Here is a 25,421-nt window from a genome sequence, read left to right as displayed (position 1 = left end):
TCTATTAATGTATGGCTTTTGATGGTCATTTTAATTAGTATATTAACTTTTTCTTGTAGGTTTTTAATAAGCGATTTGTTAATAAATAGCGAAAAAAATAAAAAAGTTACTAATGTAGCAATCTACGGTGCTGGTAGAGCAGGTGTTAAATTGTCAAATTATTTAAGTGAGGATCCAAATTATAAAATTTGTTTTTTCTTAGACGATGCAGATCACCTTTGGAAAAGACAGATTAATGGAAAAAATATTTTACCTCCATCAAAAATAGATAACTTTAAGGTAGATATTGATCAAATATTAATAGCTATTCCCTCTTTAAGTAAATCTGTTTTAAGAGAAAAAATTGACTTTCTAAAAAATAAAGGTTTAAGAGTTTTATCTGTACCCTCAATAAAGGATTTAACAACCGGTAAATATAGTATTAGCAGATTAAAGAATATTGCAATTGAAGATGTTTTAGGTAGAGATTTAATCCCAATAAGTAAAGAAATTATCGGTACTGATATTCGTGATTCTGTAGTTTTAATTACCGGAGCAGGCGGTTCAATTGGTTCAGAGCTTTGTAGACAAGTTTTAAGATTATCCCCAAAAAAATTATTACTTTTGGAAAGAAATGAATCAAGTCTTTATGAAATAGATCAAGAGTTAAAAAATAAATTTAATACTAGTGTTGAAATCTCTTCTATTCTTGGTTGTGCAACTGATAAATCTCTTTTGGATAAATTATTTTTACTTAATAAAATAAAAATTGTTTTTCATGCTGCTGCATATAAACATGTACCTCTTGTAGAGATCAATCCTCTTCAAGGAATTTTTAACAATGTCTTTTCTACAAAATTATTATGTGAAGCATGTTTAAATTTTAGAGTACGAAAATTTATTTTTGTTTCAACTGATAAAGCAGTAAGACCTACAAATGTAATGGGTGCATCTAAAAGATTATCTGAACTTATTGTGCAGGGATACGCAAATAAATTAAAAAATTTAGGATCCGACGAAAAAAAATATACAAAATTTTCAATGGTTAGATTTGGTAATGTTTTAGGATCGTCAGGATCTGTAATGCCTTTATTTAAAAAACAAATCTCTGAAGGTGGGCCAATTACCTTAACTCATCCAGATATAATTCGTTATTTCATGTCTATCTCTGAGGCTGTTGAGCTTGTCCTTCAGGCTTCAACCCTAACAAAAGATGGAGGTGAAATATTTTTATTAGATATGGGAGATCCAATCAAGATAAAAGATTTAGCTAAATTAATGATTGAATTGGCTGGATTAAAAATAAAGGATAATAATAATCCAAATGGTGATATTGAAATAGTATGCACTGGTCTTAGAAAAGGTGAGAAATTGTATGAAGAATTGCTAATCAATGGAGATTCTATTTCGACTGAAAATCCTTTAATTTTTATTGCTAATGACTATTATTTAGAAAATGAATTCTTATTTAGTAAGTTAGATATATTAGAAGACTCAATAAAGAAACAGGATTTAGAAAATTCTCTGATAGTACTGTCCGACTTAGTTAAAGAATGGAAAAATGTAAATATCATCGATAATTAATGCACCTTGTAAGTATTATATTTGAAAACTAAAAATTAACTTAGAAGTCATATCTATTGAAATCATCAATATTTAACCATTTGCTGCTTATTTTTGCAGTTCCCAGGATAAGTTTTAGTACAATTTGGGAAGTATTTTTTATTTGATACTCATGGGGTACAGTAGTTATTCTTTTTTTATTTTCTGAATGATGTTGAATAGCAATTTTTATATTTTGAACAACCTCTTCAACATCATATGAAGTTAGAGATATAGTTCCCGAATCCAAAGCCTCTGGTCTTTCCATAGAATTTCTGAGAGTTATTGCAGGAAAACCTAAGATAGCTGACTCTTCACTAACTGTTCCACTATCTGATAGAACGCATTGAGAATTTAATTGCAAATTACTATAGTCAAAGTAACCGAAGGGCTTAAGAAAATGAATATTTTTATTTTTATTATTAAAACCTAAAGAATCCATTCTTTTATTTGTTCGTGGATGGGTTGAAACTATAATTTTTAATTTAAATATTTTTTCTATTTCTTCAAGTAACATAATAAGTTTTTGCAAGGTTTTCTGATTATCAACATTCTCTTCTCTATGTAGGCTCACAAGAAAGTATTCTCCTACCTTTAGCTCAAGTTGATTTAAAATATCTGAGGATACAATTCTTTGAAGGTTATAATCTATAATCTCTCTCATTGGAGATCCAGTTAAGTATATAAACCTCGGATGAACCCCTTCCCTTAATAGATTTCTTCGGGCATGTTCAGTGTAAACCAAGTTAAAATCTGATAAGTGATCTACTATTTTTCTATTTATTTCTTCAGGGACATTAGAGTCAAAACATCTATTACCTGCTTCCATATGGTAAATAGGGATCTTCATCCTTTTCGAAATTATTGTTACTAATGAACTATTTGTATCTCCAAGGACTAATAATGCGTTAGGTTTTACATCTTTAAATAGTTGTTCGGATTTTATTATTAAATCTCCTATTGCTTGCCCTAAAGATTTATTACTTATATTTAAAAATGTATCTGGCTTTCTAATTTGCAATTCATCAAAAAAAATCTGATTTAATTCGTAATCATAATTCTGACCTGTATGCACTAAAGTGTGATCGCAATATTTATCCAAAATTGGGATTATTCTAGATAATCTGATAATTTCTGGTCTAGTACCTACAACTGTTATAACTTTTAGCATTTAATTTCTTGTTGAATGAAACTTAGATTAAGTAAAATTTTTTTAATTTCTTCAATGCTTAGCCTATCAGTGTTATGAGAGGTATAATCTTCTGAAACACTAAAAGATTCTTGACCTTTTATAAAATATTTTTCGTAGTTTAGGTCTCTATTATCAAGCGGTATTCTGTAATATTTTCCTAAGTCAATTGATTTAGCCATTTCTTCTCTAGAAAGCAATGATTCATATAATTTTTCACCATGTCTAGTTCCAATAATCTTGATTGGTAAATCAACGTCAAAAATCTCTAGTAAGGCCTTGGCTAAATCTCCAATAGTTGAAGCTGGAGATTTTTGAATATATATATCTCCTTGTTTTGCGTTTTTGAAAGCTTCAAAGACTAAATCAACAGAATCATCTAATGACATTAGAAATCTGGTCATAGATGGATCAGTAATTGTGATAGGCTTCTTGGCCTTGATACATTCCACAAAAAGAGGAATTACTGAACCTCGTGAGGCCATTATATTCCCATAACGAGTTGCACAAAATAATGGCAAATTTCCAGAAGAGCTTCTTGCTTTAGCCATCATTATTTTTTCCATAATTCCTTTTGTTAATCCCATCGCATTAATAGGGTAAACTGCTTTATCTGTGCTTAAATTAACAACTTTTGATACATTATTTTGTAAGGCTGCGTTTAGAACATTTTCAGTGCCGATTATGTTTGTTTTTACTGCTTCCATTGGGAAAAACTCGCAAGAAGGCACCTGTTTTAAAGCAGCAGCATGAAAAACATAATCTATATTTTTCATTGCTAAGTCAATAGATGAGTAATCTCTTATATCGCCAATAAAATATTTAATTTTGTCATTTTTTAAAGCTAGGCGTAAACGTTCTTGCTTCAATTCATCTCTACTGAAAACTACAATTTCTTTTACTGGATATTTTAATAATTCTTTGGTTACTATAGATCCAAATGAACCTGTTCCACCAGTTATTAAAAATTTTTTTTCAGTAAATATTTCCAATTTTTAATTAAATTCTCTCATAGACTCTATAAGATCATCCCATGTCTTAGGTTCATATCCAGTAATTTTTCTAAATTTCTCACAATTTAATGAACGATCAATAACTATTCTATTATCTGGTACGATCTTGACTTTGTGATTATATGTTTTTGCAATGAGATTAAGCAGGCTATATTTATCTATTGAATTTCCTGACAAGTGATATATCCCTGATAAGTTATTTTCAATTATATATTCACAAAGGATTCTAGCTATTTCTACAGTGGGTAAACCAGAAAATATTGCTTTGACATATCCTTTGATTGTTCCACTTTCTTTAAGAAACCAACAAAGAAGACTTTTTGAAGCGTTTAACTCAGGCCCAATTATAGATGTTCTTAAAGTTAGGCAATTAGGATAATCTATTTCTCCAATTAGTTTACTCCTTCCATATAAATCTTTAGGATCAGGATTATCAGATTCTATGTAATTACCTTTTTCTCCAGAAAATACACAGTCAGTACTAAAGTGAATTAATCTTATAGACTTCTTTTTGCATAAGATAGCTAATCTATGGGGTAACAATGAGTTTATAGGAACTACTTCAAGAACATTAGAACTGTGATCTAATTGTTTTATAACACCAATACAATTGATAACTATATCAGGATTAACTAATGAAAATAAATCAGCAATTTTCTTATCAGAATTAACATGAATATCAGAAATTAAATTTTTTCTAAGAATTTTTTTAAATAATAGTTTTGATGTGGCCGATCTAACTGAACCATAAACTTTATATGATTCTTTACTTGATAAATATCTAAAAACTACATTCCCTAACATTCCTGTCGCACCAAGTACTAATATAGTTTTCCCCTCTTTTTTTATACTATTAGATATTGACATTTTTTATTTATATTTTCGGTAGATCAAATTTAAGATGATTTATTTAATTAGTTAATATTAAATCTTTTTCTTCCTCATTAGGATATTGAATTAAAACTGCTCTATATTTTCCTTTAAACACAAAAATACTTCCACCACCAAGACCAATAATACCGTATTTTTTGTTAGCTTGATGAAGGTGAGAGAAGTTACCTGCCCCACCAAGTAGGGTAATTGGTATATTTAAATGCGGTATGATTGAGTCGCTCATTTCGAAATCGTATCCTATTTGTTTACCATCATTATCGATAGAATTTAATATTATTTCACCAATACCATAGGATTCTAGTTTTTTCGAGAATTCTAAAATATCTAAGTTTGTCTTTATTGAACCATTGTTTTTGTATATGTAATATTTTTTATTTAATAAACCATGTCTTTTGATATCAAGAACTGCTACCAGGCTTTGACTCCCGACTTTATCTTTAGCTTCACAAATTAGTCTAGGGTTATTAATTAAAGCATTACTAATCGCAACCTTTTCTACCCCTAATTGGATGATTCTTTCTACTTGTTGAGTATTATTTATCCCTCCGCCGTAACAAATTGGCATCCTGCATTCTTTTGCAAGATTCTGAATTAATTTGTAATTTGGAGGTTTCTCCAATTTAGTAGCATCAATATCTAATATTACTAATTCATCAACGTACATTTCATTAAATATCTTTACCGCATTTAGTGGATCCCCTATATATTTATGATCCTTAAAGTTGATAGATTTATATAATCCTCCACGATGAATTAATAAGACAGGTATTATTCGAGACTTAAGCATTAAACTAATTTAGCAAAATTTTCTAATAGTTTTTCTCCTGAATGATGACTTTTCTCTGGGTGAAATTGTACTCCATATATATTTTTGTGTGATACTACTGAAGTAAATTTAAATGGATACTCAGAACAAGCAATTATGTTCTTATTATTAGGGACATCCATATAATATGAATGAAGAAAGTAGAAAGAATTTCTTGATAAACCATTAATTAATGGGGAGTTATTGATAATTTCATTTTTATTCCAGCCCATATGGGGTAAAGGCAGCCTATTAGATATTTCATAATTGTCTGATTGATTTTGATGCCAATTTGGGTTGCTCCGGAAATGTTTTACTGATGCATTTATCCACCCTAAACCCTTACGCTTGCCTTCCTCACTATAGTTAGACATAATTTGCATCCCTACACAAACACCTAGAACAGGGATGTTTTTAACTAAGACTAATTCATTTAAGGTTTTAATTATCCCAGAAGTATTTAGTAAATCAATAGCGTAATCAAATGAACCAACTCCAGGTAATATTAGTTTGCTCGCATTCAGTAAATCTTCCTTATTGGAAGCGATTTTAAATTTTATTTTCAGTCGATTATAAACATTCTCAAAAGCATTTAAATTGCCTAATCCATAATCAACTATGGTAAGCATACTTAATATGATCCTCCTCTTCTTGCTCCGCCAATAACTTTTAAAAAATTTTCACCTAGTTTTAATAATTTTTTATTATTTTTGTAATCCCAATAATATTTTTTTGGCATAGTAAAATATTTTTCTAATTCTTCTACTGAAATATCAAGTTTAGTTGCAACATAATTAAATTCATCCTCAACTACTTTACTTTCTAACGGAGGATTCTTCAGTATTTCAATAGCCTCTGAACGATGTATTTGTTCAGATAATATCATGCTAGATAATTCTACTCTTCTCATGTCATAATTAAATCTGTTGGTTAACCAATACCCCTCATAGAATCTAGTAAATCTTGACTCAAAATGTTTTTGAGAATATGGTTTCCATCCGTAAATACTTTTTAATTCTCGAATAGCATCTGATTTTAAATAATTTATGTAATTTAAGGGTTTAAATACGTTTACATTTTTAATATATTTCAACCAAACTTTATGATAAAAAACCGAAGTGAAGGGGTAAGTTTTCATATCTAAATTGCCAAATTTTTTAATTATATCTTTTGCTTGAGTTAAATCAGCTCCATAATAGATTAGATTAAATGGTCTTAGAACAGATTCAGTAGCAATATTGCCTCCATTTAATATTGTTTTGACGTTGTACTTCTCGGCAAATTTATACAAGGTACCAACAAAAGCCATATCTTGAGGTACATCTAAATGAGGTACACCTGATTTGAACATCGCAAGCTGGAAGTTCTTCATTTCATTCCAGTCAATCACTTCAGTAAAAAGATCTAACTTGAGATTTTCTACTAAAGATTTTATGTTGTTAACAGCTATTTCTGTATTCCAACCTCCATCGACATGAAATACTAAAGGTCTTAATTTATACTTGCTTACTACTGTATGGAGCATATAGGAACTATCAAGACCACCGCTCAGGCCTAAAATTGAATCAAATTCTTTGCCTTTGCCTCGTTCTTTTATTTCTTCAATTTTCTTCTCTAATTGTTTCTCACCTTTTTTACCCCTGTACCAATGAGCTTTAACTATGTTATGGAAATCCCAATAATGATTTGATATCCCGTTAGAGTCAAATTTAGTTGCTGGATCTGAAGTATCCATTACAGTCTTCTTACAAATTTGGTATTTTAAATCATTCATAATTATCAGGATTTAAAAGTAAGAGACAAATCCATCTTATTAAACATATAATTTTAAAACAGCAATTTATTTTAAATTATACTGTAGCGAATTACTAAGGTTTAAAGCTGGTATTGATCTTAATAACACTATAAATTGCCTGTAAAAGCTGCTAGGTAATTTAATATTATTTTGTTGAAAGGAGCTAAGATAATAATTTAATAATCTTAAGAAGCATAGTCACTCTTTTGAACAGATTCTCTGACGGCTTGAGTCGAATCGCAATCTATTTATTTGAATTTATGCTGGAAGGTTAACTATTAATTTAAACTTTTCATGGCAATATAAATTACTGATATTTTTGCTTAATACACACTGATTATTTTTTTAGTCTATAAAATTTGAAGGGTCAAATGTATCTCCTGTTGAAGATAAATTATCAAAATTAATGTGAGATAAAAAAACGAGACAAATATCTTGAAAGAAACAATTTAAGAGAGTTATTTATAGTTTTAAACACATAAATTCACAAATATTACATGAAATCTGAAGCGCGCATTAAATATTTGGCCTTTTTCAAAAAAATGTAGGAGAGTTTTAATACCTTTACTGGGTCAAAAAAATGGTTTCATCAATACAAACTCAAGCAGAACCACAAAAAAGAAGGAGTAATGATCCAATTAGTTGGTATTTGCAAAATATCGGTAGAGTTCCTTTATTAACTCCGGCTGAAGAAATTGAATTGGGAAATCAAGTCCAGAAAATGATGATACTTACAGAAGATGGTTTATTAAATGAAAAAAATAAAGAATTTACAACGCAGGAAAAAAGAACAATAAAAATCGGGAGAAGAGCTAAAGAGAGAATGATGAAAGCTAATTTAAGACTAGTTGTAAGCGTGGCTAAAAAATACCAAGGTAAAGGACTCGAACTTCTTGATTTAGTTCAGGAAGGCTCTCTTGGTTTAGAGAGGGCTGTTGAAAAATTTGATCCGACAAGAGGATACAAATTTTCTACTTATGCTTTTTGGTGGATTCGACAAAGTATGACAAGAGCAATTGCTTGTCAATCACGCACGATTCGTTTACCAGTTCATTTAAGCGAGAGACTGGCTTCTATAAGAAAAGTTAGTAGGGAACTAGCACATAAACTTGGTGCTATGCCAAGCAGAATTGAAATTGCAGAAGCAATGGATATTGACGTGGAAGAATTAGATTCTGTTTTAAGACAAGCTTTGTCCACAAGTAGCTTAGATGCTCCAGTTAATGGTGATGACGGCAGGAGCTTTTTAGGTGATTTAATTGCAGATAGTAATAATGAAGAACCCTTAGATCAAGTTGAACAGAAAATGCATCAAGAGCAACTTGGGAAGTGGTTAAGTCATTTAAGCGAGCAGGAGCAACATGTTCTTAAATTAAGGTTTGGACTAGATGGCAATGAAAGACATACACTTGCTGAAATTGGAAGATTATTAGAAGTTTCTCGGGAAAGAGTTAGGCAGGTTGAACTCAAGGCATTAAGAAAATTAAGAAATTTAACCAGAAAACTACCCAGTGGTATTTAATCTAATCTTCGGCCCAGATATATTTTGTTAACTCTTGTGAAGGCGGCTCAGGTGCTTCTAAAGCATTTTTAACAGAATCTGATATTTCTGTATCTATTTTCTTTTCAATACTTTTTAGTTCTTCTTCCGTTGCAAATTTACCATCAATAATTTCTTTAGCTAATTTTTTGATTGGATCTCTTTTCCCCCAAAACTCTTTCTCTTTTTCAGATCTTAGTTCATCAGGATCTGCGAGGGAATGCCCTCTATATCTGTAAGTTAAGCACTCTAAAAGAGTGGGGCCTTCTCCTGCTCTAGCACGTTTTATCGCTCTTTGTGCTGCTCCTCTCACTGCTAATACATCCATCCCATCAACTTCCTCACCATGCATCCCAAAAGCAGAAGCTTTTCTCCAGATTTCAGGATTGCTGGTTGCTCTGTCGTGAGCCATCCCAATAGCCCATTTATTATTCTCAACAACAAAAATTATGGGTAATTTCCATAGTTGGGCCATATTTAAACATTCAAAAAATTGTCCATTATTGCAAGTCCCATCTCCAAAGAATGCTGCAGTTACTGCATCACTATCTTTATTACCAACAACTTCCTTTTTATATTTACTTGAGAAGGCTGCTCCAAGAGCAACTGGAATTCCCTCTCCAATAAATGCATATCCTCCCAATAAGTGATGCTCTTTTGAAAATAAATGCATGGATCCTCCTCGGCCTTTACTACAACCTGTAGCTTTACCAAAAAGCTCGCTCATTACTTCAAAAGAGGGAACACCTGCACTTAGTGCATGGACATGATCACGGTAGGTACTACAAAACCAATCATGTTTCCTTTTCATCGCACCAATTACTCCAGTGCTAATAGCCTCTTGACCGTTATATAAATGAACGAAACCAAACATTTTCCCCCTGTAGTACATTTCTGCACACTTATCTTCAAATCTTCGACCAAGTGTCATGTCTTCAAAAAGATACAATCCGGTTTCTCGATCTAATTTGGCTTTTTGTATGTCTTGAAGATTTGAGATTCTCTCTACGTGTGTTTCCAAGAAATTACCTTAATGAAGTTTTGATTTGTTAACATTCTAAGCTGCGAAGGGCGATTTTCATGTTTTTTTTTAATAACTCTGTAAGACCTTATGAAAAAAATTTTTATCTTGATAAAATTTGTCTAAGAATTTTCAATAGGATATTTGTTTGGAACTTCCTTTAGACCATTTTCGTTTAATTGGCGTAAGCCCCTCTGCTACATCTGAGGAAATATTAAGGGCATTTCAATTACGTTTGGATAAAACCCCTGATGAAGGTTTTACTTATGAAGTTTTAACCCAAAGATCTGAGTTGCTTCGCCTAACTGCTGATTTGCTTACAGATCCAGAAAGCAGAAGAGAGTACGACAATTTGTTACTCAATGGAGCTTCTGGATTGGAGTTTTCTACTAATAGAGAAGTGGCAGGATTAATACTTCTTTGGGAATCAGGTTCTCCAAAAGAAGCATTTAAATTTGCTAGAAAAGCTTTGCAGCCTCCACAAACTCCAGCATTAGGAAGTAGTAGAGAAGCCGATCTAACTTTATTAGCGGCTCTAACATCAAGAGATTCTGCAATTCAAGAACAACAGGTTAGATGCTATTCAAACGCTGCAGATTTTTTACATGAGGGTATACAACTTCTTCAAAGGATGGGAAAACTTAGTGAAAGAAGGAAAGAACTTGAAGAAGATTTGCTCTCTCTTCTTCCTTACAGAATTCTTGATTTACTTAGTAGGGATTTAAGTGATCAGGAATCTCATAAGAAAGGTTTAAGTATGTTGGAAAATTTAATAATCAAAAGAGGTGGCTTGGAAGGTAATAATAAATCTGAATATGGAGATTATCTAAATCAGCAAGAATTTGAAGCTTTTTTTAAACAAATAAAGCCGTACTTAACATTGCAAGAACAGATAGAGTTGTTTCTTGAATTACAAAAAAGAGGATCATTAGAAGCAGGATTTCTAGCTTTTCTATCATTAACGGCAATTGGGTTTTCAAGAAGAAAGCCGGAGAAATTATTTGAAGCGAGGAAAATTTTAAAGAAACTAAATTTATCTGGTCTTGATTCAATGCCTCTTCTTGGCTGTTTAGACTTGCTGTTAGCAGATATTGATCAAGCCTCCACAAGGTTTTCTAGTAGTTCTGATGAAAATTTACAAGATTGGCTGAATAATAATCCAGGCAATAAGTTAGAAGCTATGTGTATTTTTTGCAAGAATTGGTTAGAAAATGATGTTTTAGTTGGTTATAGAGATATTGACTCAAAAGAGGTAGATTTAGATTCTTGGTTTGAAGATAGGGAAATTCAAGAATTTATTGAGAAATTAGAAAAGAAATCAAATAAAATTGCAATTAGGTCAAATCTTCAGAACCAACAGATTGAGAGTGAATCCTCCACAAAAATAACTGAAGATTTTAATAATTTATTGGGCAATAACGATGAAAGGAGATTACCTTGGCCTGGTGGTATAAAACAAGATTATGAAAAGGTTGAGATCAAAGAAAACGAATTCAATGAGGAATACTTTAAGAAAAAACCAATAGAGTTTTATAACCTTTTAATTGAAAAAATTGCCGAATTAAAGTTTGGTTTTGGCGAATTTTTGAAAGATAAAGAGATTTTTAATCGGTCACCTTATTTAACTTATATTTATGCGTTTTTGATTTTATTTGCATTTGGTATTGGTATTGGATTTTTAAGAAATAATTTCAAAAAATCAATTCAAGAGGAAGCTATTGCTGAAAAACCTTTAATTGTCATAGATAAAAATCAAAAGATTAATGATAAAGATATCATTCAAAAAATAAAAAAAAATCCTTCAAGCAAATTGAATTCTATTCCTGAGAAATCTACTTCAATTGCCTATGAATTGAAAGAACTTTATACCCCTTCACCTTCTTTGAAAGATATTAGGAATTTAATTAATGGATGGCTTATAAGTAAAAGTAATTACTTGGCTGGAAAGAGTGAAATTAATCTTTCTAAGATTGTTAGGAAAGGTTTGATTGATCGAACAATAGAAGAACGGCAGAACGATATCAAGAAGGGTATATATAAAGAAATTAATTCCCAAATACTTAAGATTGATTTGGAATCGCAAACTTCATCTAGGATAGTTGTTTTAGTTGAATTAAATTATCTAGAGAAAATAGTCAAAAATTCTGGAGAATTTGTCAATGAAACATCATTGAATCCTCTTAAAGTTAAATATATTTTCGGCTTTTCAAATAAATCATGGAAATTGGTTGATTTCGTGAGCGGCTTGTAATTACAAACTTCAAGATCATCTATAATTAAGTAAAATTAATTTTTTAATAATGTTTGATGAACTCTCGTCACGCTTTGAAGATGCAATAAAGGGTTTAAGAGGCGAAGCAAAAATTAGTGAAAATAACATTAACGATGCCTTGAAGGAGGTAAAAAGAGCACTCCTTGATGCAGATGTTAGTTTGTCTGTAGTAAAAGAGTTTATATCAGATGTTAAAGATAAAGCTATTGGAGAAGAAGTAGTTAGGGGTGTTAACCCAGGTCAAAAATTTATAGAAGTTGTAAATAAAGAATTGATTAACATTATGGGGAATGAAAATTCTCCATTAAACGAAAATGAAAATAGTCCTACAGTTATTTTGATGGCTGGACTTCAGGGAGCTGGTAAAACAACTGCAACAGGAAAATTAGGACTTTATTTGAAGGAAAAAGAAAAAAAAGTTCTTTTGGTTGCTGCAGATATTTATCGACCAGCAGCTGTAGAGCAGCTTAAAACATTGGGAAGTCAATATGACTTGGAAGTTTTTTCAGCTAAACAAAAAAATAGCAAACCAGAAGAGATAGCAAAGGAAGCATTGAATTTTGCAAGTGAAAATGATTTTAATTCGATAATTATTGATACCGCAGGAAGACTACAAATTGATGATTCCATGATGAGTGAAATGGTTCGAATAAAAGAAGTTTCTAATCCTGATGAAGTTTTGCTTGTTGTTGATTCAATGATTGGGCAAGAAGCTGCGGACTTAACAAAGTCATTTCATGAAAAAGTAGGAATTTCAGGGGCGATATTAACTAAGTTGGATGGAGACTCAAGAGGAGGTGCTGCTTTATCAATAAGAAAAATAAGTGGTAAACCAATCAAATTTATAGGTGTAGGTGAAAAAATAGAGGCACTGCAACCATTTCATCCAGAGAGAATGGCTAGCAGAATTTTAGGCATGGGTGATGTATTGACACTTGTTGAAAAAGCTCAAAAAGAAGTTGAACTTGCTGATGCAGAAGCGATGCAAAAGAAACTTCAAGAAGCGACTTTTGATTTTAATGATTTTGTTAAGCAAATGAGATTAATTAAAAGGATGGGATCTCTTGGTGGATTGATTAAATTGATTCCTGGAATGAATAAAATCGATGATGGGATGATAAAAGATGGAGAAGATCAACTTAAGAAAATAGAATCTATGATCTCTTCAATGACTCTTGAGGAAAAACAAAAACCTGAGGTTCTTGCTGCTCAGCCTTCAAGGAGACAAAGAATCGCTCAAGGTAGCGGTTATAAAGCAAAAGATGTAGATAAAGTCTTAGCTGATTTTCAAAGAATGAGAGGCTTTATGAAACAAATGTCGAACGGAGGAATGCCAGGAATGGGAGGAATGCCAGGAATGGGAGGAATGCCAGGAATGGGAGGAATGCCAGGAATGGGAGGAATGCCTGGAATGAGTGGTAATAAACCGATGAAAAAACAAAAAAATAATAAGAAGAAAAAAGGGTTTGCTGATTTATAGTTTCTTAATTTTTCCCTTTGAGTGATATTATTAATTAAAGCGAATTAATTTAAGATGATTAAACTGCGCCTTAAGCGCTTTGGAAAGAAAAAAGAGGCAAGTTTCAGAATTGTTGCATGCAATAGTACTTCCAGAAGAGATGGTAGACCTCTACAAGAACTAGGTTTTTATAACCCAAGAACTAAAGAAACTAGGCTTGACACAGAAGCTTTAAGAACAAGACTTACTCAGGGTGCTCAGCCAACTGATGTTGTAAGATCTTTATTAGAAAAAGGCGGTTTACTAGAAAAAAAAGAAAGACCTTCAATCGCTATTGGTAAGGCTAAGATTGAAAAGGAAAAATTAGCTAAAGTCAAAACTAAAGATGAAGGAAATGATAGTAGTGAAGCTGCAAGCGATAGTGATGAAGCTGAAAGCTAGTGGTTTGATCATTTTTAAATCTTATTCAATAACTAGATGAAGGAAGTTTCCAAAACTGGTCACTTCACAATAGATTTGCCAAGCTCTGATGCTGCTACAGCATTATCTGGACCTGGTAATTCTTTTTTAAAAAAGTTTGAGTCTCTTACAGGAGTTTCTTTAACTATAAGAGGTTTACAACTTGAGATGAACGGTGTCATATCTAAAATTGAGAGAGCGTCAGCATTAGTAGAGCTGACAAGACCAATTTGGGAACAAGGGATAGAAGTCCCAGAGGTGGATCTTAAAGCGGCTTTAAGTTCTCTAAATATGGGAGAGTCGTCTTCACATGCTGAACTTGGAAAAAAGGTTCTTGCGCGTTCCAAAGAAGGAAGATATTTAAGACCAAGAACTATACGGCAAAAAGAATATGTTGAATCAATTGAAAACTTCGATCTCACCTTCGCAATTGGTCCAGCTGGAACTGGCAAGACATTTTTAGCAACTGTTTGTGCAGCAAGACTATTGAACGAGAAAAAAATTGAAAAAATTGTTTTAACAAGACCAGCTGTAGAAGCTGGAGAAAATTTAGGATTTCTGCCTGGTGATTTGCAACAAAAAGTAGATCCATATTTAAGACCCCTATTTGATTCTTTACATAGTATTTTCGGTTTTGATAGGACAAATTCGTTAATCGATAAAGGAATTATTGAAGTTGCTCCTTTGGCATTTATGAGAGGAAGAACCTTAGATAATTCTTTGATTATCTTGGATGAAGCACAAAACACAACTTGCTCTCAAATGCGAATGTTTTTAACCAGATTGGGTGATAGATCTAAAATGGTTGTAAACGGCGATATTACGCAAATTGATTTAGAAAAAGATCAGAAAAGCGGCCTTATTGAAGCATCAAGAATCTTTTCTGAAACTGAAGGTATAAAATTTTGTTATTTAACTATTGAAGATGTAGTTCGTCATCCTTTAGTTCAGAAAATTATTGAGGCTTATCAATAACTTTATAACTCTGGAGATCCGTACCCTGAAATTTTAAAAATCAAGTAGAATAAATAAATAATTAATAAAAAAAATGCCTGCAAGTAGTAATTTCAATCAAGCTATTCGTGAAGCACAAACTAGTTCAATAGTTGGACCTAATGTTGTCCAAAAAGCTCTGCCCTATGTTGGAGGAGGTATGGTGCTAACCTCTTTAGGCGTTTTAGCAGGTATTTCACTCATAGCTACAAATCCAGGGCTTTTCCAGCCTCTATCAATAGTTGCTTTAATCGCAGAATTGATTTTATTTTTCATAGCTACAAGTGCTGCAAATAATGCAAATAATGCTAAGGCTTTGCCTTTATTAACAGCCTTTAGTTTGTTAACTGGATTCACCTTAAGTGGAATAGTTGCTCTAGCAATAGGAACAATTGGTATTGGTTCGGTCGGAACAGCTGCTTTAGCTACAGGTATAACTTTCGTTATTGCCTCTTACACTGGCCAAAGAATGAGTGATAGCGTTGGTCAAGCACTAAGTGGGGTAGTTGGCCTTGGGTTAATAGGACTGCTTATAGCAATGTTCGTCCAATTAATTGGAGGATTCTTTGCTCCAGGAGTTTTTGGAGGTTCAGGACTCGAATTGATAATCGCAGGATTTGGAACAGTATTGTTTGTTGCAATGTCTTTCGTCGATTTCTATACAATGCCAAGAAGATATAATGATGATCAATACCTTGCAGGGGCTTTAGGTATGTATTTAACGTATATAAACCTTTTTGTTTTTATATTGAGATTGATGATTGCACTTCAAGGCGGTGGAAGAAGAGACTAAACATACTACGTAAATAAATAACCCAAAGCGTGGATTGATTTCTACGCTTTTTTATTGGGCGATATCAAGAATTTGTTTTTTTATAAATTCCTTTTGCTTTGAATCATATTTTACTGAATTATCAAAACTATTGCCCATATTATCTAATTCTCTAAGGACTTGATTGACAGACTTTGTAACTGACTTAGTTTCTAGCAGTCTTAAGATAGCCTTGCATCTATCTGAAATGTTTTGCGATGTTATCTCATATTCATGATTATTATCTCTTCGATGAATAATAATTTGAGCGGAACTCATTATTAAATTTTTTACTACTATGTCTGTTACAGCATCACCACCTTCGTTCATTTTATAAATCAGTGAAAAAGGAAGTTTATCCAACAATAAGCATTCTTTATCTGATAAGGCGTATGCAAAAAATCCTCTGAGTCCATTTTTTGTTTTAATTAGTTCTGCAATTCTATCTGCTAAAACCTCTTCGCTAAGTAATTCTTCTCCCCACTCTTTACACCATTGTGCGGATATGTTTATTGCTTGCGTGAACGAAGCTTCTTTTAAATTTATGGTTTTTTTTTCCATTTTTGATCAGAATTTTATTATTGATACATTAAAAGTCTTTGACCAATTATAGATCTGGGTTTGTAACTTTACTAGGAAGGCCAAATGTGGGTAAATCTACTTTAATAAATAAGTTGATTGGAGAAAAAATAACAATTACTTCTCCAATAGCTCAAACTACCAGAAATAAATTAAAAGGAATACTAACTACAAACAATGGGCAAATAATTTTTGTTGATACACCAGGCGTTCATAAACCTCATCATCGCCTTGGAGAGATATTAGTAAAAAATGCAAAATCTGCAATTAATGGAGTTGATATGGTTATTTTTGTAATTGATTTAAGTGAGGCACCTGGTAGGGGTGATGAATATATATTGAATTTTTTAGTCGCAAATAAAACTGAGTTTATTGTGGCGTTAAATAAGTGGGATTTAGTTAATAAGGAATTTAGAAATTTACGATTAGATCAATATAGAAGATTTTTTGGAATTAATAGAAATTTTCAAATTGTAAGTGCTTACAAAGGAGAAGGATGTTCTGAACTAGTCGATATGGTGCTTAATTTTCTTCCAGAGGGCCCAAAACTTTATGATGAAGATACTATATGCGACCAACCATTAGATAATTTATTATCTGATTTAGTGCGGGAGCAGGTATTAATAAATACAAGAGAAGAAGTGCCTCATAGTGTTGCAGTTAAGATAGAAAAGATAGAAGAAATGAAAAGAAAAAATGGCAAATGTTTTACAGCTATTTTGGCCACTATTATCGTTGAAAGATCAACTCAAAAAGGCATTCTTATAGGAAAGAAAGGTTCAATGTTAAAAATTATTGGTCAGTCAGCAAGATCAAATATATCAAAGTTAATTGATGGTCAAATTCACTTGGAGTTGTTTGTGAAAGTTGTTCCTAATTGGAGAAAAAAAGAGTCAAGGCTTATTGAGTTTGGTTATGAGGAAGAGTTTTAGATGAGCAGTTTTAATTTTGATGTAATCACTTTGTTTCCAAAAGCTTTCGAATTAATAAATAATTTAGGAGTTATAACAAGAGCTTTAGATAAGAATTTAATTGATTTGAATTTATATGATTTAAGAGACTATGGAGTGGGCTCTTACAGGCAGGTTGATGATAAGCCTTATGGAGGTGGAGCGGGAATGGTTTTAAAACCAGAACCAATTTATAAGGCTCATCATTCAATAAATAAATCTCTGAAAAGCAAAACTTTATTAATGACTCCACAGGGTAAGGTTTTGAAGCAACAAGATCTTGTAAGATGGTCTTCTCTAGATCAATTAATAATTATCTGTGGGCAATATGAAGGATTTGATGAAAGAGTTAGGTGTTTAGCTGATGAAGAGATTTCTTTAGGAGATTTTGTGCTTTCTGGAGGGGAAATTCCAGCCCTATCGATTATTAATGGTTTGACAAGGTTATTACCAGGTACATTAGGGGACCCAGAATCATTAGTAAATGAGAGTCATAATTTATCAATATTGGAATACCCTCAATATACTAGGCCTGAAATTTTTAAAGAAATGAAAGTACCAAATATTTTACTTAGTGGTAACCATCAAGAAATAAGATCTTGGAGAAAAAATCAAATGATTATAAGAACAAAAAAGAGAAGAAAAGATTTATTAGATAATAAATCTTTGAAAAACTTTTCAGAAATAAGCAAGGTTGAAAACGATAAAAAGAAATTGCTTGATTCAGATGAATACATAAATTACCCAAATTGGTAAATTTACAATATTACAATCAACTAAAACTTCAAAATGAATAATATTATTATTTATCTATTAATCTAAATTAAGTGATTAAGAAGAAACGTTTTTAAATTATAATGATTACTAGTTTATTCGAAAACAAAAGATAGGTTTATAAATTTTTAGATTGTAAAAGGTATGAAATTTAAAAAAATTATTTTTTTAAGTCATCATTATTTCCCAGACCAAAGTGCAGGAGCAACAAGGAGTAAATTTTTAATTGATGAATTACTTAAAAATGAAAAATATTCCCAAATATGGCTTTTTTGTAGCTCACCAAATCGTTATGAAAAAAAAATTTTTAAAAAATCAATTTTATTTTTGAGAGAAAAATCTTTAAATCGATTAAATATTGTAAGAATTTGGACCCCTTATTTAGGCCAAAATAAGTTATCTATTTTATTGGCATATTCATTTTTCTTTATCCAAGCCTTAATTATTTCTTTTTTCCTAAAACCAGATATTGTTTTTGCTACTAGCGCTAAATTGTTTACTGGGTTTCTAGGGGCTTTAATATCAAAAATGACTAATTCATTATTTTTCCTTGATCTAAGAGATACTTTTGTGGATAATTATTTCTATTTTTATAGAAATAATAAAAGAATTATTCTTCATTCTATTTTTTCTATGTTGGAGAATTTTACAATGAGATCATCTTACTCAATTAATCTCATATCCATAGGATTTAAAGAATTGTTGCCTAACATAGATCAAATATCAAAAAAATATGGAATTAAATTAACAAATTTTACAAATGGAATTGATATTGAAGTACGCAAAAAACTTGAGAATATTCGTATAAAAGAAAAAAATAATGACAAGTTTTACAAAGTAGTTCATCTTGGCAATCTTGGAGAAGGACAAAAACTTTATAAATTAATTTTTAATTTATGTAATGATGAAGAAACAATAAATAAAATGAAAAAAAACAATATTATTTTTGAAATTTATGGTGCCGGTTGTGAATTAAATAAAATTAAAGATTTATTAAATAAAAATAACCAAACCATAAATGATGTTATTAGATATAACGGATTTGTAAAAAAAGAAAATATTTTTCAAGTCTATGAAAAAGCCAATATTTTAATGCTTCAGCTCGCAGATGCTAAATCTATTGAATACGTTATACCCTCTAAGATATTCGAATACTCATCGACTAATTTACCAATATTATTTGGAGCTTCAGGATTTTCATATAAATTTATTAGTCAAATTAACGGTTCTATACCATTTAAACAATTTAGTGCTAAAAGTTTTTTTGATGCAATAATAAGGTCTAAGGAAATTAAAGTTTCAAGAAAAGAAAGGTCAAAATTTCTTGATCAATATTTAATTAGTGATATTTATAGAGATTACGCTAAACATATTTTATATAGTTAAGAGTATTTGATTTATATTTAGAATTCCTATTGAGGCAGTATCTTCTAGGAACATATAGAGATTATTATTTTTAAATTTTAAATCTCTTATCCTTTCTCCAATTTCTAATCTAATTAAATTCTTGATGCCCCCATTTTTTATTTTGAAAAAATAAAGTGATTTATCTTTTAAAGAACTTACTACATAATTTTTCTTATCAATTTTAACAATTTCGGAAATTCCTATTGATGGAACAAATGACTTAAGTGGTTCAATAAAACCATATTCAGCATGTGAATTGTGTAATGGATATTTTTCATATTTTTTTTTATTTCTCTTTATTTTCCCTCCATAGTGTTCGCCAGCAGATGATATTGCCCAACCAAAATTATAAATATTATCTAAGTTTTTATTGATATCTTTTAACAAATTAATTTCATCACCACCCATTGGTCCATGCTCGGTTGCTAATAAAAAATCATTTTCTTTATCTAAATATAAACCTTGCGGGTTTCTATGCCCCATAGAAATAATTTTGTAATTACCATTTTTAAGATTAATTTTTATTAGTTTCCCATTTATACTATTTATATTCTGAGCAAGATGCCTACTTCTATAATCTCCTATTGACAAAATAATACTGCTATCATCGAAAGATATCATCCTTCCGCCAGTTTGATGAGCTTCAAATTCATTGTCTAAATTATTAATTGAGTGAACACATTCTTTTGTTGAAAATAATTTTTTAAAGTTTATATCTTCATAATTAATTTTTCCATTAATCACACTAGTATTCCAACAGTCTGGACTTATTTCTTCTGTGTAAGATATATATATGTTTTTATTGAAGATCAATAAATCTTTTATTGAGAATTTATAAGATTTTCTAAATTGATTCATGTTTATATATTCATCAATATTGTTTTTTATTTGTTTGAAACTAACTTTGCTTGAAGGGAAATCTTTGCTGAAGGCTAATACCCCTCGAGAAGAAATTATTATCATGTCATTTTCATCAAAATCATGGTAACCACTACCAGGGAATTGGTTATTTATACCTCTATAGAAACCAGAAGTTAATCTATACTTTTTTAATAGAATATTATTTAAATTAGACTTATTATCTTTTGATAGTTTTTTAAAACTTTCAACTGTTTCAATACTTGTTCCACTATTTTTTTTATCTAATTCTAACTCTAATAAGTACTGCAATATTGAATTCTTTGATTTTTCCTCTTTTAATAATCTGGTAGATTGTTGTTTAATTAATCTAAATGGGAAAAGATATTTCTTAATTAGTTCTTTTTGATAATTACTAAAGTAGTTGTCCCAACTTAAAACCCCTCCTTTATCTATATTCGCACTTATAAAAACATAACTTGATGCAGTTAATATGCTCGCTAAAAGTAAAAATATTTTTATTCTTAAAGATTTTTTCATTTTAATTTAATACTTAAAAAATGTTTTAAATGGTTATTAATATTGGTAAAATTTTGGGTATGTAGGTGAAAGTATCATTTTTAGGAAAATAATCTTGTTAAAAATGTAAGTTACTTGCATATGTATTTACGATACTTCAAACATATAGAAAATGAAAAGAACTCAACCCAAGTTACGTATAGGAAATGGATATGACATTCATACATTAACAAAGGATAGGGATTTAATCTTAGGAGGGGTATTTTTAAATCATCCTGATAATTTAGGTCTTGATGGTCATAGTGATGCTGATGTTTTAGTTCATTCTATAATGGATGCTTTATTAGGGGCTCTTTCCCTTGGAGATATTGGGAAATATTTTCCGCCGGATAATGTAAAATGGAAGGATGCAGATAGTTTAGGGTTGTTATCTAAAGTATCTGAAATAGTTAGCAATAAAGGGTGGCAAATTAGCAATATTGATAGTGTTATTGTAGCTGAAAGGCCAAAGCTAATGCCATACATAGAATTTATGAAGCAGAATATAGCTAAATGTTTGCAAATAGAAAATAACCTTATTGGCATAAAAGCAACCACTAATGAGAAATTAGGCCCCGAGGGGAGAGAGGAAGGAATTTCTTGTTATTCAGTTGCATTACTTGAACAAAAAGAATGAAAATAGTTTCTAAAATAAAAGAGAAAATAAAAAAAATTTCTTTTTTACTAATTTTTTTATGGGTATTTCTTTCCCCAAGTAATTCTCAAATACTTTATTCTCTATCTATGGATAATTACCAAAGTGGAATTGTTATAGAAGAATTAAGACTTAAAGTCCCCAGTATTTATAGAGATATTTGGCTTGATGCTGAGAAAAATATTTGGGATCCTTGGTTATCTGATCAAGATGGTTTTTTAGGTAGAAATATTTTTTGGGATAAGGATAGAGAAGAAGCTCTAATACTAGTTAATTGGAAAAATAAGGAATTATGGAAGAGTATTTCTAGTAATGAAGTCAACGAAATCCAAATTGGTTTTGAAAATTATGTCAAAAGAGTTCTGAATTTAGATGTGAATCCTTTCCAATTAATTTATGAGGGAGAACTTTATAAACAAGGATGAATATAGACATAAATTTTGACTTTGAAAGAAGAGAAAGGATTGGTTTTGTTGAGGCCATATGGGGGGCAGATAAAAGTATCGATCAGTTAAAGAGAGTTTCCTTAGAAGTTTTGAATAAAAAAGAGGTGGTTTTTATCACAAGAATTAGTAAACACAAAGCTAAACATTTACTAGGAATTCACAAAAATGCAAAATTTAATGAGGAAGCCAAATGTTTAATAATTGGCGAAAATTTAAAAAAAATTTCGACAAATAAAAAAGTTGCCATAATATCAGGAGGTTCTAGCGATCTTGCTGTTACTCTTGAAGCAAAATTAACTTTAGAAATTTATGGAATTGTTTGTAAGTCATTTATAGATGTTGGTGTTGCTGGACTACATCGTTTGTTTAATCAAATTGAAGAAATTAAAAAATATGATGTTTTAATAGTATGTGCTGGAATGGAGGGAGCTTTGGCTACTGTGATTGGTGGGTTGTTGCCACAACCTATCATTGCAGTACCCGTATCTGTTGGTTATGGAGTTAGCAAAAATGGAGAAACCGCCCTAAGAAGTATGTTATCTAGTTGCTCACCAGGTATATCTGTTATGAATATAGATAATGGATATGGTGCTGCAATAGCTGCTTTAAGAATAATTAAAAGTTCTTCCTAAATAAAGTGGTTATTTTTTCTCGGTTTCTAATAGATTTTCTATCCATAAGTTAAGTTGTTTTGAAAGCATTCCTTCTTCTTTCATTTTGATTGCTTTAATTACTACTTCTGTGTTTACCCACTCTGGAAATCTTTTAGGCATCTAATTTTATATTTGATAATTATAATTTGGTACAAATTTTCATAAAAACAAGATCAAAGTAACAAATTTAATTTTTTTTGTTTGATTTTGTCCCTAGCCTCGATAGTTCAGTAGATGTATGTTCACTTTCTACATTTTTTAATCTTTCTATCAACTCGGATAAGTCTTTTTGAGCTAATTCCCCATTTTGCTCCCACTTTAATGATCTTGGATGATTATCGTTTTTTTCTTTCATTAATCTTTTAAATAATAAGAATATAAAACGAAAAAAGAAAAAATCTGGTAATTGTTGCAGGCCTAAACTTAAAAAAATATGAAGATTTTTAAAATTTGTTGATCATAACTTTTAACCACCGCCCACTATTGAAACAATTTCTAAATTATCTCCATCTTTAAGTTTCACTTTTCCCCATTTTGTTGAGTTAATAATTAAATTATTTAATTCCACAACGATTGTGGAAGTTTTGTATCCCATTGAATTTAACGCTTCAGATAGTAGAGCATTTTCTTTATCAAGGTCTATTTTTTTTTCCTCTCCATTTACCTTAATTTTCATGAACCAATTCTTTTAAAATAATCATAGCGTCTCTTTTAGGATCTTTAGAATTCATTAATTGTGAAACTAAAGCAACTTTTTTAAAACCATGGCTTTTTAGAATTGAAATTTTTTTTGTTGTAATTCCTCCGATTGCAAACCAAGGAATATTTAAATCTTTTGTTAATGTTTTTATCTTGTCAATACCTAAAGGTTTTTTGCCCTTTTTTGTTGAAGTATCAAAAACTGGTCCTATTCCTATGTAATCACAACCATTATTAATAGCATTAGAAATATCAATTTTATTATTTGCGCTTATACCAATTATTTTTGAATACCCTAATAATTTTCTTGCGTTGTTTAAATCCAAATCATCTTGTCCAAGATGAATACCATCAGCATCTGATGCTAGAGCAATATCAACTCTATCGTTAATAATGAACAATGAATTATATCTTTTACATAGATTTTTAATTTGAATTGCTTCTTTGAGGTGATCTTTATCAGTGCCTTTTTTAAATCTATGTTGAATAATTTTTACACCCGCAATTAATAGATGCTCTACTATTTCTAATAAATTTTCCTTTTGATCTGTTATGACATATAAATTATTTTCTTTTAATATTTTCTTGTAGTTCTTGCATTTACTTAGACTTAATAACTCAATTTCTAAAGTATAAATTTCATATCTAATTTCTGAAGCGATTTTTGAAAGATTATTATTATGGACTCTTGAGAATTCTTCTATTACTCTTAAGGCCTCTTGAACTCTGCCTGCATTGGAACTTATGATTTGCTGGGGGGTTTTTCTATTGATTTGCTCTTTATGAGTTAACCCTTTGCATTTGTCATCAATGGAGTTCCTAGATTTTTTATAAATTTCTAAATGATTTTTCCCTAAAATTTGTCTAAAATTTTTTATCCTTTTAACATATTTTTCATCGCCTAGACCAAATCTAGACCAGTCCTCAATTACTCTAAGTCCTTCTCTTGCTCTATCTAAATTTGCATCAATTATCTGAAATATTCTTAGATCTTCAGCATGTACCCAATTAGAATTTTGCATTTGTAATTTATTTTTTATGGTTTTTAAAAATTTTCAAGGCATCATCTCTATCTTTCTTGATTTGCTTAGAGAGTTGATCTACATTATCGAACTGGATTTGAGATCTCAGCTTTTCAACTGGTTCTACTGATAAATTTAAACCATAAAGATTGATCTCATTATTAATAAGATGAACTTCAACTGCAGATGGCAAAAGTGGATTTATTGTTGGTTGAGAGCCAAGATTCATAATAGATGCAATTTTTTTGTTTGAGTTTTCTATAGTGGTCCAGGCAGCGTATACTCCTTCTCCAGGCAAAAATTTTCTTCCGTCTATTTCAAGATTTGCGGTTGGCCATCCTATACTTTTACCAATCCCTTTGCCTTTAACAACCTTTCCATTAAAACAATAGGGCCTTTTAAGAATTTTGAAAGCATTTTTTAGATCACTATTCTGTAGTAAATCTCTTATTCTGCTACTGCTTATTCTCCCTTCTTTGTCTTCTAAAATTGGAGTGATTTTCAGTTTAATATCACTATCTTTAATGATATTTTTTATTGTATTTATATTCCCACTTCTTCTAAATCCAAATTTAAAATTAGCACCTACACAAATATTTTTTGCTTGTAATTGATTTATCAAAATATCTCTTACAAAACTATCTGCACTTAAGGTAGATAGTCTCTTGTCAAAAGGAATAAGTACTAATTGTTCAATTCCTAAATCTTCAAGAACAGGTAGCTTTTCATCTGGGAGGTCAAGTCTAAGGCGAGTCTCTTTGTATAGGACTTCTCTTGGATGGGGCCAGAAGCTTGCAATTGTTGGGGTGTATTTATTTTCTTCAACAACACTTTCTATTAATTTTCTGTGGCCAGCATGTAGGCCATCAAAACTTCCAATAGCTATTGAAGTCGGATTGTTAATTTCAGATGGCGATATTAAAGAGATCAAAAGATTACGTGCAATTTTATGATTTTGATGGCAAATTTGAATAGATTATAATTTATT

At 30.6% G+C, this 25,421-nt stretch carries 27 protein-coding genes; 13 read left to right on the top strand and 14 right to left on the bottom strand.

What is annotated here, in order from left to right; genetic code table 11:
* Positions 1 to 75: 75 nt before the first annotated feature.
* A complete protein-coding gene (locus HA145_RS07280; RefSeq protein WP_245151826.1) occupies positions 76 to 1,563 on the top strand; it encodes a polysaccharide biosynthesis protein in 1,488 nt (495 codons plus the stop codon).
* 40 nt (positions 1,564 to 1,603) lie between these two features.
* On the opposite strand, the gene wecB is transcribed toward HA145_RS07280, so the two are convergent.
* From wecB to HA145_RS07250, 6 genes are read right to left on the bottom strand one after another with little or no spacing between them, the layout of a single operon-like run.
* Positions 1,604 to 2,752 carry a non-hydrolyzing UDP-N-acetylglucosamine 2-epimerase gene (wecB, locus tag HA145_RS07275; RefSeq protein ID WP_209128529.1) on the bottom strand — a complete coding sequence of 383 codons (1,149 nt, stop codon included), beginning with the start codon at positions 2,750 to 2,752 and terminating at the stop codon, positions 1,604 to 1,606.
* Entirely contained in the window at positions 2,746 to 3,762 is a 1,017-nt protein-coding gene (locus HA145_RS07270) for a polysaccharide biosynthesis protein (protein WP_245151825.1), read from the bottom strand. Before HA145_RS07270 ends, wecB begins: the two co-directional genes overlap by 7 nt.
* Before the next feature lie 3 nt (positions 3,763 to 3,765).
* On the bottom strand, positions 3,766 to 4,650 hold the full coding sequence (locus HA145_RS07265) for a dTDP-4-dehydrorhamnose reductase family protein (protein ID WP_209128528.1): 885 nt from the start codon (positions 4,648 to 4,650) through the stop codon (positions 3,766 to 3,768).
* A gap of 43 nt (positions 4,651 to 4,693) precedes the next feature.
* Entirely contained in the window at positions 4,694 to 5,464 is a 771-nt protein-coding gene (locus HA145_RS07260) for an AglZ/HisF2 family acetamidino modification protein (RefSeq protein WP_209128527.1), read from the bottom strand.
* Positions 5,464 to 6,111: an imidazole glycerol phosphate synthase subunit HisH gene (gene hisH, locus HA145_RS07255; RefSeq protein WP_209128526.1), complete on the bottom strand. Its 648-nt coding sequence runs from the start codon at positions 6,109 to 6,111 to the stop codon at positions 5,464 to 5,466. The genes HA145_RS07260 and hisH overlap by 1 nt, the downstream gene beginning before the upstream one ends.
* A gap of 2 nt (positions 6,112 to 6,113) precedes the next feature.
* A complete protein-coding gene (locus HA145_RS07250; RefSeq protein WP_219048367.1) occupies positions 6,114 to 7,256 on the bottom strand; it encodes an N-acetyl sugar amidotransferase in 1,143 nt (380 codons plus the stop codon).
* Between the two features lie 601 nt (positions 7,257 to 7,857).
* Here HA145_RS07250 and HA145_RS07245 point away from each other — a divergent pair.
* On the top strand, positions 7,858 to 8,799 hold the full coding sequence (locus HA145_RS07245) for an RpoD/SigA family RNA polymerase sigma factor (protein ID WP_209128524.1): 942 nt from the start codon (positions 7,858 to 7,860) through the stop codon (positions 8,797 to 8,799).
* A 1-nt stretch (position 8,800) separates the two neighbouring features.
* On the opposite strand, the gene pdhA is transcribed toward HA145_RS07245, so the two are convergent.
* Complete coding sequence (gene pdhA / locus HA145_RS07240; RefSeq protein WP_209128523.1) at positions 8,801 to 9,838, bottom strand: pyruvate dehydrogenase (acetyl-transferring) E1 component subunit alpha; 1,038 nt, start codon at positions 9,836 to 9,838, stop codon at positions 8,801 to 8,803.
* A 148-nt stretch (positions 9,839 to 9,986) separates the two neighbouring features.
* Between pdhA and HA145_RS07235 the strand changes: the two genes are divergently transcribed.
* The 5 genes from HA145_RS07235 (at position 9,987) to HA145_RS07215 (ending at position 15,814) form a co-directional block, all read left to right on the top strand.
* Positions 9,987 to 12,089: an IMS domain-containing protein gene (locus tag HA145_RS07235; protein ID WP_209128522.1), complete on the top strand. Its 2,103-nt coding sequence runs from the start codon at positions 9,987 to 9,989 to the stop codon at positions 12,087 to 12,089.
* A 49-nt stretch (positions 12,090 to 12,138) separates the two neighbouring features.
* The gene (ffh, locus tag HA145_RS07230; protein WP_209128521.1) at positions 12,139 to 13,590 is read left to right on the top strand and encodes a signal recognition particle protein; all 1,452 of its coding nucleotides are present in this window, start codon (positions 12,139 to 12,141) and stop codon (positions 13,588 to 13,590) included.
* Between the two features lie 54 nt (positions 13,591 to 13,644).
* Positions 13,645 to 14,010 (top strand): 30S ribosomal protein S16, encoded by a 366-nt coding sequence (rpsP, locus tag HA145_RS07225; protein ID WP_209128520.1) that lies wholly within the window; start codon positions 13,645 to 13,647, stop codon positions 14,008 to 14,010.
* Positions 14,011 to 14,046: 36 nt separating this feature from the next.
* Positions 14,047 to 15,003, top strand: coding sequence for a PhoH family protein (locus tag HA145_RS07220; protein WP_209128519.1), 957 nt, complete (start codon positions 14,047 to 14,049; stop codon positions 15,001 to 15,003).
* A 73-nt stretch (positions 15,004 to 15,076) separates the two neighbouring features.
* Positions 15,077 to 15,814 (top strand): Bax inhibitor-1/YccA family protein, encoded by a 738-nt coding sequence (locus HA145_RS07215; protein WP_209114396.1) that lies wholly within the window; start codon positions 15,077 to 15,079, stop codon positions 15,812 to 15,814.
* Positions 15,815 to 15,865: 51 nt separating this feature from the next.
* Here HA145_RS07215 and HA145_RS07210 read toward each other — a convergent pair whose 3' ends face one another.
* Positions 15,866 to 16,393 carry a hypothetical protein gene (locus HA145_RS07210; RefSeq protein WP_209128518.1) on the bottom strand — a complete coding sequence of 176 codons (528 nt, stop codon included), beginning with the start codon at positions 16,391 to 16,393 and terminating at the stop codon, positions 15,866 to 15,868.
* Positions 16,394 to 16,431: 38 nt separating this feature from the next.
* On the opposite strand from HA145_RS07210, the gene era reads away from it, so the two are divergent.
* The 3 genes from era (at position 16,432) to HA145_RS07195 (ending at position 19,521) form a co-directional block, all read left to right on the top strand.
* Positions 16,432 to 17,343 carry a GTPase Era gene (gene era, locus HA145_RS07205; RefSeq protein WP_209128517.1) on the top strand — a complete coding sequence of 304 codons (912 nt, stop codon included), beginning with the start codon at positions 16,432 to 16,434 and terminating at the stop codon, positions 17,341 to 17,343.
* Positions 17,344 to 18,117, top strand: a complete 774-nt coding sequence (gene trmD, locus HA145_RS07200) for a tRNA (guanosine(37)-N1)-methyltransferase TrmD (RefSeq protein WP_245151824.1) — start codon at positions 17,344 to 17,346, stop codon at positions 18,115 to 18,117.
* Positions 18,118 to 18,279: 162 nt separating this feature from the next.
* A complete protein-coding gene (locus HA145_RS07195; protein WP_209128516.1) occupies positions 18,280 to 19,521 on the top strand; it encodes a hypothetical protein in 1,242 nt (413 codons plus the stop codon).
* Here the strand turns inward: HA145_RS07195 and HA145_RS07190 are convergent.
* Positions 19,510 to 20,940, bottom strand: a complete 1,431-nt coding sequence (locus HA145_RS07190; RefSeq protein ID WP_209128515.1) for a PQQ-dependent sugar dehydrogenase — start codon at positions 20,938 to 20,940, stop codon at positions 19,510 to 19,512. The genes HA145_RS07195 and HA145_RS07190 overlap by 12 nt on opposite strands.
* Positions 20,941 to 21,091: 151 nt before the next feature.
* On the opposite strand from HA145_RS07190, the gene ispF reads away from it, so the two are divergent.
* Genes ispF through larB form a run of 3 tightly spaced genes read left to right on the top strand, consistent with a single transcriptional unit; the run spans position 21,092 to position 22,691 of the window.
* Positions 21,092 to 21,595, top strand: a complete 504-nt coding sequence (gene ispF / locus HA145_RS07185) for a 2-C-methyl-D-erythritol 2,4-cyclodiphosphate synthase (protein WP_209128514.1) — start codon at positions 21,092 to 21,094, stop codon at positions 21,593 to 21,595.
* Complete coding sequence (locus HA145_RS07180) at positions 21,592 to 22,038, top strand: TIGR03792 family protein (protein WP_209128513.1); 447 nt, start codon at positions 21,592 to 21,594, stop codon at positions 22,036 to 22,038. The genes ispF and HA145_RS07180 overlap by 4 nt, the downstream gene beginning before the upstream one ends.
* Positions 22,035 to 22,691, top strand: a complete 657-nt coding sequence (gene larB, locus HA145_RS07175; protein WP_209128512.1) for a nickel pincer cofactor biosynthesis protein LarB — start codon at positions 22,035 to 22,037, stop codon at positions 22,689 to 22,691. Before HA145_RS07180 ends, larB begins: the two co-directional genes overlap by 4 nt.
* Before the next feature lie 9 nt (positions 22,692 to 22,700).
* Here larB and HA145_RS09635 read toward each other — a convergent pair whose 3' ends face one another.
* The 5 genes from HA145_RS09635 to HA145_RS07155 form a co-directional block, all read right to left on the bottom strand.
* Positions 22,701 to 22,832, bottom strand: a complete 132-nt coding sequence (locus HA145_RS09635; protein ID WP_257469987.1) for a hypothetical protein — start codon at positions 22,830 to 22,832, stop codon at positions 22,701 to 22,703.
* 67 nt (positions 22,833 to 22,899) lie between these two features.
* Positions 22,900 to 23,067, bottom strand: a complete 168-nt coding sequence (locus tag HA145_RS07170) for a hypothetical protein (protein ID WP_209128511.1) — start codon at positions 23,065 to 23,067, stop codon at positions 22,900 to 22,902.
* 111 nt (positions 23,068 to 23,178) lie between these two features.
* Positions 23,179 to 23,388 carry a sulfur carrier protein ThiS gene (gene thiS, locus HA145_RS07165; protein ID WP_209128510.1) on the bottom strand — a complete coding sequence of 70 codons (210 nt, stop codon included), beginning with the start codon at positions 23,386 to 23,388 and terminating at the stop codon, positions 23,179 to 23,181.
* Positions 23,378 to 24,433: a thiamine phosphate synthase gene (locus tag HA145_RS07160; RefSeq protein ID WP_209128509.1), complete on the bottom strand. Its 1,056-nt coding sequence runs from the start codon at positions 24,431 to 24,433 to the stop codon at positions 23,378 to 23,380. Before HA145_RS07160 ends, thiS begins: the two co-directional genes overlap by 11 nt.
* 7 nt (positions 24,434 to 24,440) lie before the next feature.
* Complete coding sequence (locus HA145_RS07155) at positions 24,441 to 25,364, bottom strand: bifunctional riboflavin kinase/FAD synthetase (RefSeq protein WP_209128508.1); 924 nt, start codon at positions 25,362 to 25,364, stop codon at positions 24,441 to 24,443.
* Positions 25,365 to 25,421 lie beyond the last annotated feature (57 nt).

It is taken from the genome of Prochlorococcus marinus XMU1411, assembly GCF_017696075.1.
Taxonomy (GTDB): Bacteria; Cyanobacteriota; Cyanobacteriia; order PCC-6307; family Cyanobiaceae; genus Prochlorococcus_A; species Prochlorococcus_A marinus_V.
The sequence above is the reverse complement of the archived record's forward strand: the minus strand, read 5'-3'. Positions and strand labels throughout refer to the sequence as shown.